Source organism: Citrobacter sp. BDA59-3 (assembly GCF_015167655.1).
GTDB lineage: Bacteria > Pseudomonadota > Gammaproteobacteria > Enterobacterales > Enterobacteriaceae > Phytobacter > Phytobacter diazotrophicus.
In genome coordinates, this window is the sequence record NZ_CP063427.1 from 326,519 (window position 1) to 339,658 (window position 13,140).

The window sequence follows — 13,140 nt, forward strand, 5'->3', positions numbered from 1 at the left end:
CATTCGCAGGCGCTACAATCGACCGCAGTCACAATTCTCAAATCAGAAGAGTATTGCTAATGAAAAACATCAACCCAAAGCAGACCGCTGCCTGGCAGGCATTACAGAAACACTTCGATGAAATGAAAGACGTTACTATCGCGGATCTGTTCGCGAAAGATGCCGATCGTTTCTCTAAATTCTCCGCGACCTTCGATGACTTCATGCTGGTGGATTTCTCCAAAAACCGCATCACCGAAGAGACCCTGAGCAAACTGCAGGATCTGGCCAAAGAGACCGCTCTGGCGGATGCTATCAAGTCCATGTTCTCCGGTGAGAAAATCAACCGTACCGAAGATCGCGCCGTGCTGCATGTGGCGTTGCGTAACCGTAGCAATACCCCGATTATTGTTGACGGCAAAGATGTGATGCCGGAAGTCAACGCGGTGCTGGAAAAAATGAAAGCGTTCTCTGAAGCGATCATTTCAGGTAGCTGGAAAGGCTACACCGGCAAAGCGATCACTGACGTGGTGAACATCGGTATCGGCGGTTCCGACCTCGGCCCGTTCATGGTGACCGAAGCGCTGCGCCCGTACAAAAACCATCTGAATATGCACTTCGTTTCTAACGTCGATGGTACCCACATCGCCGAAGTGCTCAAGAAAGTAAACCCGGAGACCACACTGTTCCTGGTCGCGTCTAAAACCTTCACTACTCAGGAAACCATGACCAACGCCCACAGCGCGCGCGACTGGTTTCTGAAAACCGCTGGCGACAACAAACACGTGGCAAAACACTTTGCCGCGCTGTCCACCAACGGCAAAGCGGTTGGCGAGTTTGGTATCGACACGGCGAACATGTTTGAGTTCTGGGACTGGGTTGGCGGCCGTTACTCTCTGTGGTCGGCGATTGGCCTGTCCATCATTCTGTCCGTTGGCTTCGACAACTTTGTTGAGCTGCTCTCCGGCGCGCACGCGATGGACAAACACTTCTCCACCACGCCGGCTGAGAAAAACCTGCCGGTGTTGCTGGCGCTGATCGGTATCTGGTACAACAACTTCTTTGGTGCGGAAACCGAAGCGATTCTGCCGTACGACCAGTACATGCACCGCTTTGCCGCTTACTTCCAGCAGGGCAACATGGAATCCAACGGTAAATACGTTGACCGTAACGGCAACGCGGTGGATTACCAGACCGGCCCCATCATCTGGGGTGAGCCGGGTACTAACGGCCAGCACGCGTTCTATCAACTGATTCACCAGGGCACCAAAATGGTTCCTTGCGATTTCATCGCCCCGGCGATCACCCACAACCCGCTGTCTGACCACCATCCGAAGCTGCTGTCTAACTTCTTTGCGCAGACCGAAGCGCTGGCGTTTGGTAAATCCCGCGAAGTGGTTGAGCAGGAATATCGCGATCAGGGTAAAGATCCCGCGACGCTGGAACACGTGGTACCGTTCAAAGTGTTCGAAGGCAACCGTCCAACCAACTCCATCCTGCTGCGCGAAATTACCCCGTTCAGCCTGGGCGCGTTGATCGCACTGTACGAGCACAAAATCTTTACTCAGGGCGCGATCCTCAACATCTTCACCTTCGATCAATGGGGCGTTGAGCTTGGCAAACAGCTTGCTAACCGTATCCTGCCTGAACTCGGTGATGATAAAGAAGTCAGCAGCCATGACAGTTCCACGAATGGCCTGATTAATCTTTATAAAGCCTGGCGTTAATATCGTTCATCGGTAAGGATGAGCGAAATACGCAAATTAAAATGCCGACATAACGTCGGCATTTTATTATCGGATAATTCTTGTTGTTCCGGCGTCGACATAATCCTTCATTATGAGGTTATTCTGAAAAAACAGAATATCCGGTTAATTCCTCAGTGTTATTTTCAGATGTTACGTATACTGCCAGGTTGTTTCTTTAATTGTAAATAAATGAAATATAATGATTTTATATTAAATTAATATTGGCAGTTTATCGTTTTTATCCAATTTTCTTAAAACTTCCCGCTGCGTTTCCCATTCGACAAATAGCCTGCTTTAGTTGTGTATACTCGTTCTCGCCTGTTTATTTTCAGGCAAATCTCCATTCATTCAATGAAGGGAAATTGATATGAAAAAAGCACTGTATGGCATTTTTGCCATTACCGCGCTTGCGGCGAGTTCTGCTTTTGCGGCACCGATTGAAGTCGGTGATGCGGCAGGGTCGGCAGCGACGACAGTTTCTGCGGGTAGCTCCTCAGCAACCAGCGTCAGCACCGTAAGTTCCGCGGTAGGTGTTGCCCTTGCGGCAACCGGTGGCGGTGATGGTTCCAATACCGGAACCACGACCACCACGACCACCAGTACTCAATAACGGCGAGTACTTTAATCATAACCACACTTCGGTGTGGTTATTTCGTCCCCCTCTGGAGAAGAGTCGTGAAGCGACCCGCGATCATCCTGATTTGCCTGCTGATTCAGGCCTGTTCATCCACCACGAAAGGGCTGGGCTATTCGCTCTGGAATAGCGTGTTCGGCACGCCGGGCGTCCAGTTAACCGATGACGAAATCCAAAACATGCCCTACGCCAGCCAGTATGTGCGGCTCAATGGCGGGCCGCAGCTTTTCGTTGTGCTCGCCTTCTCAGAAGACGGGCTGCAGAAATGGGCAACGCAGGATCAGGCCATTTTCGTTACACAGCATTATCGCATTGTGAAAACCCTGACCAACGGCGACAACCTGCTGGAGGTGAATAACCTGGCGGCAGACCCGTTAGCCAACCCAAATCAAATTATCGACGGCGCGAGCTGGACCCGCACAATGGGCTGGACGGAGCACAAACAGGTGCGTTACGCGACGGCGCGCTCGGTCTTCCACTGGAATGGCTCTGACTCGGTCACGCTGGGCAGCGAATCCACGCATGTGCGCATTCTTGATGAAGAGATTACGACGGACCAGACCCACTGGCGCAACCGTTACTGGGTGGATGAAGACGGATTAATTCGTCAGTCGGAACAGTACCTGGGGGCGAACTGGTTCCCGGTCAGAACCATGCTTATCAAGGCGGCGAAATCATGAGGCTCTTATCCGCGACCGCGCTGTTACTCTGTTTCGCCTCTTCACTGGCGCAGGCCGCTGGCAACGTCAATGTCTACATGGCAGGCGACAGTAAACCCAGGGTACTCACCAACGCGGCACGTCTGATTGATGTCGTGGGGCAGCCTCGTCTGGCACAAAGCTGGTGGCCGGGGGCGGTCATCAGCGAGCGGCAGGCCACGGCTCTTGAAGAGCAGCGCCAGCAGGCATTACTTGGCCGCCTTAGCGCGTTGGCCGCCGGGGAAGAGGGCGACGATGCGGCAGCGATAAACAGTATGCGTCGCCAGGTTCAGGCGCTGCGTGTGACGGGGCGGCAATTGATCAATCTCGACCCGGATTATGTGCGAATTAAAACGCGTGCTAACCCTCCGCTGGAGGGCGAATACAGCTTATGGGTCGGACCCCAGCCTGCGACTGTCACCGTGCTGGGGCTGGTAAGCCAGCCGGGTAAAAAGCCCTTTACGCCAGGACGTGACGTGGTGAGTTACCTCGATGAGATGAGTTTGCTGAGCGGGGCGGAAAAAAGCGATGCCTGGCTGATTTATCCCAATGGTCGGACAGAGAAAGTGCCGGTGGCGTACTGGAACCGACGCCATGTTGAACCTATGCCGGGCAGCGTGATTTTTGTCGGCTTCGCTCCGGCATTATGGGGCGATCGCTACGAAGTGCTGAACGCTGACATTCTTCGCTTACTGACGCATCGGATACCGGAAGAATAATGAAAAAATCGTTTGTCATCAGTGTCCTGGCGCTAAGTGTGAGTGCCGCCTGCCAGGCTGAAACGTATCCGGCACCTGTTGGGCCCTCGCAATCGGATTTTGGTGGCGTAGGTCTGTTGCAAACCCCGACGGCCCGTATGGCGCCTGCGGGGGAGATCAGCCTTAACTATCGCGACAACGACCAGTATCGCTACTATTCAGGCTCAATGCAGCTTTTCCCGTGGCTGGAAACCACACTGCGTTATACCGATGTGCGTACCCGGAAATACAGCAGCGTGGAGGCCTTCTCCGGTGAGCAGACCTATAAGGATAAAGCCTTCGACGTGAAAGTGCGTTTATGGGAAGAGGGATTCTGGTTGCCGCAGGTGGCGGTTGGCGCGCGCGATATCGGTGGTACTGGCCTGTTTGACGGCGAGTATGTTGTGGCGAACAAAGCCTGGGGACCCTTTGATTTCTCGCTTGGGCTTGGCTGGGGATATCTGGGTACCTCTGGCAATATCAAAAACCCGCTGTGTACCTATAAGCAAAAATTCTGCTATCGCGATAACAGCTATAACCAGGCGGGCTCTGTGGATGCCAGCCAGATGTTTCACGGCCCGACCGCGCTTTTCGGCGGGGTGGAATACCAGACGCCGTGGCAGCCGCTGCGTCTGAAACTGGAATATGAAGGCAACAACTATCAGCAGGACTTTGCCGGTAAGCTACCGCAAAAGAGCAAGTTTAACGTCGGCGCGATTTATCGGGTGACGGACTGGGCCGACGTGAACCTGAGCTATGAGCGTGGAAATACCGTGATGTTCGGTTTTACCCTGCGTAATAACTTCAATGAGTTGCGTCCGAATTACAACGATAACTCACGTCCGAAGTATCAGCCACAGCCCCAGGATGCCATTCTGCAGCACTCTGTCGTGGCCAATCAATTGACCTTGTTGAAGTACAACGCCGGGTTTGCCAATCCACAAATTCAGGTGAAGGGCGACACGCTCTACGTGACCGGGGAGCAGGTGAAATACCGTGACTCCCAGGAAGGCGTGGTGCGCGCAAATCGTATCATCATGAACGATTTACCGGAGGGTATCCGCACGATCCGCGTGACGGAAAACCGTCTGAATATGCCGCAGGTGACCACCGAAACCGATGTTGCCAGTCTGCAGCGTCATCTTGAAGGTGAGCCACTGGGCCAGGAAACGCAGCTCGTGCAACGGCGTGTTGAGCCGATTGTGCCGGATAAGCCGGAACAGGGCTGGTATATCGAGAAATCGAGCTTTGATTTCCACATCGACCCGGTATTAAACCAGTCTGTTGGGGGTCCGGAAAGTTTTTACATGTACCAGCTTGGGGCGATGGCGACCGCCGACTGGTGGCTGAGCGATCACCTGCTGACAACCGGCAGCCTGTTCGCCAACATTGCCAATAACTACGACAAATTTAACTACACCAATCCGCCGCCGGATTCAAAACTGCCACGTGTACGCACCCGCGTGCGTGAGTATGTGCAAAACGATATCTACGTGAACAACCTGCAGGCCAACTACTTCCAGTATATGGGTAACAATTTCTATGGCCAGGTGTACGCCGGTTATCTGGAGACGATGTACGGTGGTGCGGGGGCAGAGGTGCTGTGGCGTCCGGTTGACAGCAATTGGGCCTTTGGTATTGACGCCAACTACGTGAAACAGCGTGACTGGCGTAGCGCGCAGGATATGATGAAGTTTACGGATTACAGCGTTAAAACCGGGCACTTAACGGCCTACTGGACACCCCCGTTCGCCCAGGATGTGCTGATCAAAGCGAGCGTCGGGCAATATCTGGCGGGCGATAAAGGCGGCACTCTGGAAGTGGCTAAACATTTCGACAGCGGGGTGGTTGTCGGGACGTATGCCACCATCACCAACGTGTCGCCGAAAGAGTACGGAGAGGGGGATTTCACCAAAGGGGTGTATGTGTCTATTCCAATGGATCTCTTCACCTCCGGTGCTACCCGCAGCCGTGCGGCCGTGGGCTGGACGCCACTGACGCGTGACGGCGGACAGATGCTGGGACGTAAGTTCGATCTTTACAGTATGACCAGCGATAAAAGTTTGAATTTCCGCTAATTCCCGGATGCGGCGCAAACGTATTATCCGGGCGACTGGGCGTGTAGCCCCGGCAAGCGCAGCGCCGCCGGGGGTCTACAAGCGCCGCAACAGCTTCGCCGGATTGCCCGCGTAAACCCCTTTCTCGGTAATCGATTTGGTGACCACGCTGCCCGCACCAATCACCACGCCATCGCAAATGGTCACTGCCAGAATGGTGGCGCCGCTGCCAATCGACACATCATTACCCACCACGATCTTTCCCCAGCTATCCCTGTCCGGGTTGGGCTTGCCTTCACGAAACATATCGTTGGCGAACATCACGCCATGACCAATAAAACAGCGCTCGCCAATGGTCACATATTCGCAGATAAAACTGTGGGACTGGATTTTGCTGCCCGCACCGATTTTTGTATGCCCCTGAATTTCGACAAAAGGTCCGATGAAAACGTCTTCTGCCAGTTCGCAGTCATACAGATTCACCGGGTCATAGATCACCACATTCTCACCGCAAACCACGTTACGGATAGCGGCCTGCCGCATCTTCGCACCCATCCCATCTCCTTAAATGACTTTGCCCAGAATATGCAGCGTGCTCTGCTGCGAGGCGGTACTGAACACGGTATCCCGCAGGTGTTCAAAGCCCTGGCGTTCATAGAATCGACGGGCCTGCGGGTTGGCATCCAACACTTCCAGCCACAGGAAGCGTTCGCCATGTTCCCGCGCGCGACGCGTTACCTCCTGGATAACACCTTCCCCATAACCTTTACCGGTCGCCTGCGGCAGAAAATAGAGTTTATGCAGTAGCGTTCCTGACGGGCCCTGGGGGCTGGCGGCAGCATGCCAACTGAATTTGGCAAAGCCGACCGGGATACCATCGCTGGCCGCAATCAGCCAGCAGCATCCCTCGTCCTGCAGACTCTGCTGTAAAACGGGCAGGGCGTATTCTTGCGCGAGAAAATTCGCCAGTTCATCTTTGTTCTGCCACAAATGGGCGAAATGATGGGTGTAGCTGGCATATGCCATATCGTGGAGCAGTTCAGCATCGTTAACCTGCGCCTTACAGATTGTAAGCATTATGTTTTTTACTCCCTGTTGCTGTGCTTGCAGGGCGATATGTCACCACGATAGAGCACAAAATATAAGCAAAAAATCTAGATCTGGATCACATTTTTGCGTTATACAGAAAGCTCGCCACTGAGAATGAGGTGCCGGTATGACAATGCCATCGCTAACTGTTCGTCCACGCGTTGAGTTTATCTCCACTGTTCTCCAGACCGTGTTGAATCTGGGTTTGCTGAGTCTTGGCCTGATTCTGGTTGTCTTTCTGGGTAAGGAGACGCTGCATCTGGCGGATGTCCTTTTCGCGCCTGAACAAACCAGCAAGTATGCGCTGGTGGAAGGACTGGTGGTCTACTTTCTTTACTTTGAATTTATCGCGCTGATTGTGAAGTACTTTCAGTCCGGTTTTCACTTCCCGCTTCGTTATTTTATCTACATTGGGATCACCGCCATTGTGCGGCTGATCATCGTCGATCATAAATCGCCAATGGACGTGCTGATCTACTCTGGCGCGATCCTGCTTCTCGTGATCACCTTGTGGTTGTGTAACTCTAAACGTCTGAAACGCGAATAAAAAAATGGCGCTCCGGGGAGCGCCTAACAACAGTCACAAGTTAACTCGCCATATATCGGTTTGCAGGGGGGTTGGCGGCCTCGTTTACCCCCGTCACCTACATTTTGTAAGTTACCGGGGATGCTCTCTCTTGCCGCCTTCCTGCAACCCGAATTATTTAGAGTTCGGGTCAATATTCCAATGAGGACTACAGTGGCATATATACTCGTCATACTTCACGTTGCAGATGCGTTGGCTACACTCGTTCACCCCGGTCACTTACTCCAGTAAGCTCCCGGGGACTCTCTCATTTGCCGCCTTCCTGCCACGCGAATTATTTAGAGTATGACGATGAAAATTAACCTTTTACACCGCCTGCGGTGAGGCCGTTAACCAGCCAACGCTGCGCAAGCAGGAAGACAACCGTAATCGGGATTGCTGACAGCACCGCAGCGGCTGCAAAGTCGCCCCACAGATAGTTTTGCGGGTTGAGGTATTGCTGCATGCCAACGGCCAGGGTGTAGCTGTTGACATCGCGCAGTAGCAACGAGGCTACTGGCACTTCGGTGATCGCGGCGATAAACGACAGAATGAACACGACCGCCAGAATCGGTACTGACAGCGGCAACAGCACCAGACGGAATGCCTGCCACGGCGTTGCGCCATCCAGCGCTGCCGCTTCCTCCAGCGAGTTGTCGATGGTTTCGAAATAACCTTTAATCGTCCAGACGTGCAGGGCGATGCCGCCCATATAGGCGAAAATAACCCCGCCGTGCGTGTTCAGGCCGATAAACGGAATGTACTGGCCCAAACGGTCAAACAAGGCATACAGAGCCACCAGTGACAGTACCGCCGGGAACATCTGGAAAATCAGCATCCCTTTCAGCAGCGTCGCTTTGCCAGGAAAGCGCATACGGGCAAAGGCATACGCACAGGTAGTTGAGAGCGCCACTACACCGATGGCGGTAATCGCTGCGATCTTAATGGAGTTCCACAACCACAGCAGCACCGGGAAGGGGGGCGGCGTCACGCGGCCATCGGCGTGCTCCACGCTAAAGCCCAGCGCCAGTTTCCAGTGTTCCCACGAGATGCTTTCCGGAATCAGGCTCCCGGTGGCGAAGTTGCCTTCACGCAGAGAGATGGTGATCACCATCAGCAGCGGGAACATAATTGCAGCGATAAATACCAGCAATAACAAATGGGTAACGAATAACCTTAATTTTTGCGATTTCGCCTGGACCATTGCCATAATCATCGCCCTCCTTAATCAAATTTCATGCGTGTGGCTTTCAGGTTGATGATGGCAAGCGCGCCAACCAGCAAGAAAATCAGCGTGGCGATAGCGGCCGCGAGGCCAAAATCTTGCCCACCGCCACCCTCAAAGGCAATGCGGTAGGTGTAGCTGACCAGCAGGTCGGTATAGCCCGCAGGCGTGGTGGTGCCGATACGGTCCGGGCCACCGTTGGTCAACAATTGAATCAACACGAAGTTATTAAAGTTAAAGGCGAAACTGGCGATCATCAGCGGGGTGAGCGGCTTGATCAGCAGCGGAAAAGTGATGCGGAAGAAGTTCTGGAACGGCCCGGCGCCATCCATTGCCGAGGCTTCATACAAATCGTCCGGAATCGCTTTCAGCAGCCCCATGCACAGAATCATCATGTACGGATAACCGAGCCAGGTGTTGACGATAATGATCATCGAACGTGCCGTGGTCGGGTCGCTAAACCACGCCGGTTTGATACCAAACAGCGCGCTCAGCATCATGTTGATCTCACCGAAGCTCTGGTTAAACAGCCCCTTGAAGATCAGAATGGAGATAAAGGACGGCACGGCGTAAGGCAGAATCAGCAGGACGCGGTAGATGGCCTTGCCTTTCAGCGATTCCCATTGCACCAGACAGGCCAGTACCATGCCGACGGCGACGGTCAACACGACGGTTAACAGCGAGAAGACTACCGTCCAGACGAAAATCTCAATAAACGGTTTCTGGATACCTTCATCGGTAAAGACGCGCATGAAGTTATCCCAGCCAATGGTCACGGTGTAGCCTGGGCTGAGCTTTTCATCGCCCCAACTGTTATCAGCATTAATGGCCTGATAGAAACCGAGAGTGTTATTGGGACGGTATTTCACACCGCTCTGCTTGTTGGTGAGCGTGCCATCTTCCGCCATGCTGTACAGCGGCGTGGTACCAGAGAACTGACGCAGTGAGCTCATCACAACATTGCTGTTATCTGGCAATACGGCGGTAAGCTGGTTAAGCGCGGTGCGGTTTTGCGTGACGTCGCGCAGGGTGCCACGTTCGCCCGCAGGCAGGGTATCCGCCTCTTTTAAGACGATTTTTTGCTCGCCACCGAGTTTAAAGGCGTCCGAAAGATAGTTTTTGCCGCTTTCACCGTCGGTCAGCGCCAGTCGCCAGCTTCCCTCCGCCGGGAAAAGCGTAAAGTTATAGGTTTTGCCCGCCTGATAAGAGCGGTCCATCAGCACCTGCTGCGCGCGTTCTTGCGTGAGCTGGTGGGTGCTGCTGTAGTTCGTGAACGCAATGGCGATGGTACAAATCAAGGGAAACAGGACAAACAGCCCCATCCCGGCAAGGCCTGGATAGACATAGCGCCAGGCGTAGGTTTTACGGTTCGCAAAAATGTACAGGCCAGCCGAGCTTAAAATCAGCGTCGTGATGGCGAAAAGATATTCCCCTTGTGCATACATTAAAACTACAAGGTACCCCACCAGTAAGCCCAGCAGACCTATCACTGACCATTTCAGCGCGTCACTTTGCCACCAGTGCTTCTTTTTAATGACATCCATGGGGGAGTTTCCTCTTTACACTTCATCCTTCGCGTTGCCTCTTTGTTGGCTGCGGATGCGCACCCCAGTCACTTACTTTTGTAAGCTCCTGGGGATTTGCATCCTTGCCGCCTCGATGCAACACGAATGATTTCGTGTAAACAACGTATTTAACAATCCTTACTTCCTGAGAAATAAGGGACTACAGTCTTACTTAGTAATACGACCCTGTGCGTCTTTCAGCGCGGCATCGACGGTCTGACGACCACTCACAGCGTTGATCACGGCGGTGCGGGTGGCGTACCAGAAGGCGGCCATCTGCGGGATGTTCGGCATGATTTCGCCTTTCTGGGCGTTATCCATTGTTGCCGCGATACGTGGATCTTTAGCTAACTGGTCCTGGAAGGATTTCAGTGCTACCGCGCCGAGTGGTTTGTCTTTATTCACTTCATCCAGACCCTGATCGGTCAGCAGGTAGTTTTCCAGAAACTCTTTTGCCAGTTCTTTATTCGGGCTGGCGGCGTTAATACCGGCACTCAGCACACCAACGAACGGTTTGGACGCTTTGCCTTTAAAGGTTGGCAAAGAGGTCACGCCGTAGTTGATTTTGCTCTTATCAATGTTGCCCCACGCCCACGGACCGTTAATAGTCAGCGCAGTTTCGCCTTTGTTAAACGCGGCTTCGGCGATGGAGTAATCCGTATCCGCATTCATATGTTTGTCTTTGATGAGCTTAACCAGGAAGCTCAGACCCGCTTTCGCGCCAGCGCTGTCCACGCCAACGTCTTTCACGTCATATTTGCCGTTTTCAAACTTGAAGGCGTAACCGCCGTCAGCGGCAATCAGCGGCCAGGTGAAGTACGGCTCTTGCAGGTTGAACATCAGCGCGCTCTTACCTTTCGCTTTCAGCTCTTTATCCAGTGCCGGGATCTCTTCCCAGGTTTTTGGCGGGTTCGGCACGAGATCTTTGTTGTAAATCAGTGAGAGGGACTCCACGGCGACCGGGTAGGCGATCAGCTTGCCGTTATAACGCACTGCATCCCAGGTGAACGGGAATAACTTGTCCTGGAAGGCTTTATCCGGGGTCACTTCCGCCAGCAGGCCAGACTGTGCGTAGCCGCCAAAACGGTCATGAGCCCAGAAAATAATGTCCGGGCCATCGCCGGTCGCTGCAACTTGCGGGAATTTCTCTTCCAGCTTGTCCGGGTGCTCAACGGTGACCTTAATACCGGTATCTTTCTCGAATTTTTTACCCACTTCGGCCAGGCCGTTATAGCCTTTGTCGCCGTTGATCCAGATAACCAGCTTACCTTCTTCAATCTTTGCGAGGGCAGAAGCGGAGAACATCATCGTCGTCAGTGCGGACAATGCGAGGATGCGTGCGCCTGTTTTGAATTTCATATATCCCGTCCTTTAGGTGATGTGCTCGTGGATATGTTTGGTGGTCTAACGGGGTGTAGTCTCCTTTGTTGGCAAGCGCTTCTCATCCTCCTTACCCCTACGCCCCTGGGTGGATTTGTGTGATCTCTGTTACATAAAGTTTCTTTATGTGTGTCAGCGCACATAAAAACACACCGATTTTTGCCGTCTGCGTCACGAAAATCGCCTCAGCCCCCGGCAACGCGGGGCAGACTCGTCCCTCTCATCCTCCCGTCTCCTCCCCCATAAAAAAGCGAGGGGGTGGAGGATTCGCCAGCGTTATCAATAGCCCATAGTCAGCGCATCTTGAATGTTTCTGTAAGTGACAGGTTGTAACGAAGGGAGAGGGGCATGGCGAGCGTACAGCTGCGGAATGTAACGAAAGCCTGGGGCGATGTGGTGGTGTCAAAAGACATCAATCTCGACATCCACGAAGGAGAATTCGTGGTGTTTGTCGGTCCGTCAGGCTGTGGGAAATCGACGCTGCTGCGCATGATTGCGGGTCTGGAAACCATTACCAGCGGCGATTTGTTTATTGGCGATGCTCGTATGAACGATATCCCACCCGCCGAGCGCGGCGTGGGCATGGTGTTTCAGTCTTATGCACTTTATCCGCACCTTTCTGTGGCGGAGAACATGTCATTCGGCTTAAAGCTGGCCGGGGCGAAAAAAGAGGTCATCAACCAGCGGGTCACCCAGGTCGCAGAAGTCCTGCAACTGGCGCATTTGCTGGAGCGTAAACCGAAAGCCTTGTCTGGCGGTCAGCGTCAGCGCGTGGCAATTGGTCGTACGCTGGTGGCAGAACCGCGCGTTTTCCTGTTGGATGAACCGCTTTCCAACCTCGATGCCGCGCTGCGTGTGCAGATGCGTATTGAGATTTCGCGTCTGCATAAGCGCCTCGGCCGCACGATGATTTACGTCACCCACGATCAGGTAGAAGCGATGACGCTCGCTGACAAAATCGTGGTGCTGGACGCCGGTCGCGTCGCGCAGGTGGGTAAACCGCTTGAGCTTTACCACTATCCGTCAGACCGCTTTGTCGCCGGGTTTATTGGTTCGCCAAAAATGAATTTCCTGCCGGTGAAGGTAACGGCCACCGCCATTGAACAAGTCCAGGTCGAGCTGCCTAACCGCCAGCGGGTCTGGCTGCCTGTCGACAGCGCCAATGTGCAGGTCGGCAGCAATATGTCACTCGGTATTCGTCCTGAACACCTGCTGCCAAGCGACATCGCTGATGTCACCCTGGAAGGCGAAGTTCAGGTCGTCGAACAGCTAGGCCACGAAACGCAAATTCACATCCAGATCCCCGCCATCCGTCAAAACCTGGTCTACCGCCAGAATGACGTGGTGTTGGTAGAAGAGGGGGCCACATTCGCTATCGGCTTGCCGCCAGAGCGCTGCCATCTGTTCCGCGAGGATGGTACGGCCTGTCGTCGGTTGCATAAAGAGCCGGGCGTTTAAGGTCT

At 53.6% G+C, this 13,140-nt stretch carries 12 protein-coding genes; 7 read left to right on the top strand and 5 right to left on the bottom strand.

Annotation, left to right across the window (positions count from 1 at the left end; all coding sequences use genetic code 11):
* Positions 1-59: 59 nt before the first annotated feature.
* From pgi to IP582_RS01555, 5 genes are all read left to right on the top strand, one after another.
* Positions 60-1,706, top strand: a complete 1,647-nt coding sequence (pgi, locus tag IP582_RS01535; protein WP_193794887.1) for a glucose-6-phosphate isomerase — start codon at positions 60-62, stop codon at positions 1,704-1,706.
* A gap of 388 nt (positions 1,707-2,094) precedes the next feature.
* Positions 2,095-2,337, top strand: coding sequence for an exopolysaccharide production protein YjbE (yjbE, locus tag IP582_RS01540; RefSeq protein ID WP_039077929.1), 243 nt, complete (start codon positions 2,095-2,097; stop codon positions 2,335-2,337).
* Between the two features lie 65 nt (positions 2,338-2,402).
* Positions 2,403-3,041, top strand: coding sequence for a YjbF family lipoprotein (locus IP582_RS01545; RefSeq protein ID WP_039077928.1), 639 nt, complete (start codon positions 2,403-2,405; stop codon positions 3,039-3,041).
* Positions 3,038-3,778: a capsule biosynthesis GfcC D2 domain-containing protein gene (locus IP582_RS01550; protein ID WP_193794888.1), complete on the top strand. Its 741-nt coding sequence runs from the start codon at positions 3,038-3,040 to the stop codon at positions 3,776-3,778. The genes IP582_RS01545 and IP582_RS01550 overlap by 4 nt, the downstream gene beginning before the upstream one ends.
* Positions 3,778-5,874 (top strand): YjbH domain-containing protein, encoded by a 2,097-nt coding sequence (locus IP582_RS01555; RefSeq protein WP_193794889.1) that lies wholly within the window; start codon positions 3,778-3,780, stop codon positions 5,872-5,874. Before IP582_RS01550 ends, IP582_RS01555 begins: the two co-directional genes overlap by 1 nt.
* A gap of 75 nt (positions 5,875-5,949) precedes the next feature.
* Here IP582_RS01555 and IP582_RS01560 read toward each other — a convergent pair whose 3' ends face one another.
* Both IP582_RS01560 and IP582_RS01565 read right to left on the bottom strand, forming a co-directional pair.
* Positions 5,950-6,396, bottom strand: coding sequence for an acyltransferase (locus IP582_RS01560; RefSeq protein WP_193796165.1), 447 nt, complete (start codon positions 6,394-6,396; stop codon positions 5,950-5,952).
* Between the two features lie 21 nt (positions 6,397-6,417).
* Positions 6,418-6,930: a GNAT family N-acetyltransferase gene (locus IP582_RS01565; protein WP_193794890.1), complete on the bottom strand. Its 513-nt coding sequence runs from the start codon at positions 6,928-6,930 to the stop codon at positions 6,418-6,420.
* Positions 6,931-7,075: 145 nt separating this feature from the next.
* Here IP582_RS01565 and psiE point away from each other — a divergent pair, with 145 nt between their 5' ends.
* Complete coding sequence (gene psiE, locus IP582_RS01570; protein WP_039077938.1) at positions 7,076-7,489, top strand: phosphate-starvation-inducible protein PsiE; 414 nt, start codon at positions 7,076-7,078, stop codon at positions 7,487-7,489.
* Between the two features lie 337 nt (positions 7,490-7,826).
* Here psiE and malG read toward each other — a convergent pair whose 3' ends face one another.
* The 3 genes from malG to malE form a co-directional block, all read right to left on the bottom strand.
* Positions 7,827-8,717 carry a maltose ABC transporter permease MalG gene (malG, locus tag IP582_RS01575; protein WP_039077937.1) on the bottom strand — a complete coding sequence of 297 codons (891 nt, stop codon included), beginning with the start codon at positions 8,715-8,717 and terminating at the stop codon, positions 7,827-7,829.
* A gap of 14 nt (positions 8,718-8,731) precedes the next feature.
* Positions 8,732-10,276, bottom strand: coding sequence for a maltose ABC transporter permease MalF (gene malF, locus IP582_RS01580; protein WP_193794891.1), 1,545 nt, complete (start codon positions 10,274-10,276; stop codon positions 8,732-8,734).
* A 189-nt stretch (positions 10,277-10,465) separates the two neighbouring features.
* Entirely contained in the window at positions 10,466-11,656 is a 1,191-nt protein-coding gene (gene malE / locus IP582_RS01585; protein WP_039077922.1) for a maltose/maltodextrin ABC transporter substrate-binding protein MalE, read from the bottom strand.
* Between the two features lie 369 nt (positions 11,657-12,025).
* Here malE and malK point away from each other — a divergent pair, with 369 nt between their 5' ends.
* A complete protein-coding gene (gene malK / locus IP582_RS01590; RefSeq protein ID WP_039077921.1) occupies positions 12,026-13,135 on the top strand; it encodes a maltose/maltodextrin ABC transporter ATP-binding protein MalK in 1,110 nt (369 codons plus the stop codon).
* The last annotated feature ends 5 nt before the right edge of the window (positions 13,136-13,140 follow it).